At 74.3% G+C, this 1722-nt stretch carries 1 protein-coding gene; it reads right to left on the bottom strand.

The window, feature by feature from the left end:
• Window positions 1-1722 (bottom strand): condensation domain-containing protein (locus ABD363_RS32325; RefSeq protein ID WP_344610023.1); only part of this gene is annotated, 1722 nt, incomplete at both ends.

Here is a 1722-nt window from a genome sequence, read left to right on the forward strand (position 1 = left end):
CCGCCCCCGGCGCCCGCACCACCCACGCACGGAACAACTCCAACACCGAGGAACCGGGTGTCCGGCCGGCGGTGGTGTTCCAGCCCCGTACCACCAGTCCGCGCTCCAGCGGGCCCGCGACATCGATCCGCCCGACCGGCGCGAACGGGTCGGCGGCCACCTGTTCCAGCACCCGTTCGACCTGCCGGGCCACGTGGAGGGCCTCGTCGCGGTCCAGGAGGTCGGGCCGGTAGGTGACGTGTAGCCGCATCCGGTCGCCGGGCATGACGCCGACCGCCAGCGGATAGCTGGTGCCGGCGCGGGTGTGGACGCGTGCGACGGTGACTTCGTCGTCCCCGGCTGCGGTGCCGGAGGTGTCGCCGGGGTAGTTCTCGAACATCAGCATGGTGTCGAACACGGCGCCCGCGCCGCAGAGCGACTGGATCTCCGCGAGGCCGAGGTGCTGATGGGCGAGCAGGGCCGACTGGCGGTCCTGAAGCCGTGTCAGCATCCGCACCACGCTTTCGCCGCCGTCGAGCCGCACCCGTACCGGCAGCGTGTTGAGGAACATCCCCACCATCGACTCCACGCCCGCCAGTTCCGGCGGGCGGCCCGCGACGGAGTTGCCGAACACGACGTCCGTACGCCGGGCGAGCCGGCTCAGCACCATCGCCCAGGCGCCCTGCGCGAGCGTGTTCAGGGTCAGCCCGTGCGTGCGGGCCGTGGTGGTCAGGGCGCGGGTCAGTTCCTCGGAGAGCAGCACCGAGTCGCCTTCCGTGGCCGCCGGTCCCCGGCCCGCGGCCGTGGGAGCGATCAGCGTGGGTTCGTCGGCGTCCGCCAGCTCGGCCCGCCACGCCTCGCGCGCGGCCGCCTTGTCCTGCCGGGCCAGCCAGGCCAGGTGGTCCCGGAAGGAGGGCGCCGGGCCGAGCCCGGAGGCGTCGCCGCCGGCGGCGTAGATGCGGGACGCCTCACCCAGGACGATCGGCGTGGACCAGCCGTCCAGCAGGATGTGGTGGGAGGTCATGACGAGGCGGTGGCGCCGTTCGCCGAGCCGGACGAGGAGCAGCCGCAGCAGTGGGGCCTCGGCCAGGTCGAAGCGTTCGGCGCGCTCCTGTTCCGCCAGCGTCTCGGCCTCCGCGAGCGCGTCCGTCTCCGTCCGCCCCGAGAGGTCGGCCTCGCGCCAGCGGGGCTCGGCCGCGCCGGTGACGGCTTGGACGCTGCGGCCGTCGGCCAGCTCGTGGAAGCTCACCCGGAGCATGTCGTGCCGGGCGACGAGGGCGTTCCAGGAGCGGCGCAGCCGGGCGGCGTCCAGCGGGCCGGTCAGATCGAGCACCCGCTGGGTCCCGTAGACGTCGGGGCCCTGGCCGTCGTAGGCCGTGTGGAAGAGGAGTCCCTCCTGGAGCGGGGAGAGCGGCCAGACGTCGGTCAGGCCGGGGACCGTGGTCTCCAGTTCCTCCACGTCGGCCTGGGTGAGGGCGAGGAGGGGGAAGTCGGACGGGGTGTGGCCGCCGGCCGACGGGTCCGCGACGTGTGCGGCCATGCCGGTGAGGAGAGCGAGCCAGGTGGTGCCGAGGTGTTCGGCGTCGCCGTCGTCCAGGATGCCGCCGGCCCAGTTCAGCGTGAGGGTCAGGGCCGGGCCGTCCGGGGTGTCCCGGACCACGGCGACGGCTTCGATCGTGTGCGGCAGCGGCATGTCGGGGTGGGTGGAGCCGCCGAGCGCGGACGGGCCGGCGGGCTGCCAGG

Origin of the sequence: Streptomyces glaucus, assembly GCF_039533365.1 — a bacterium.
GTDB classification, from domain to species: Bacteria; Actinomycetota; Actinomycetes; order Streptomycetales; family Streptomycetaceae; genus Streptomyces; species Streptomyces glaucus.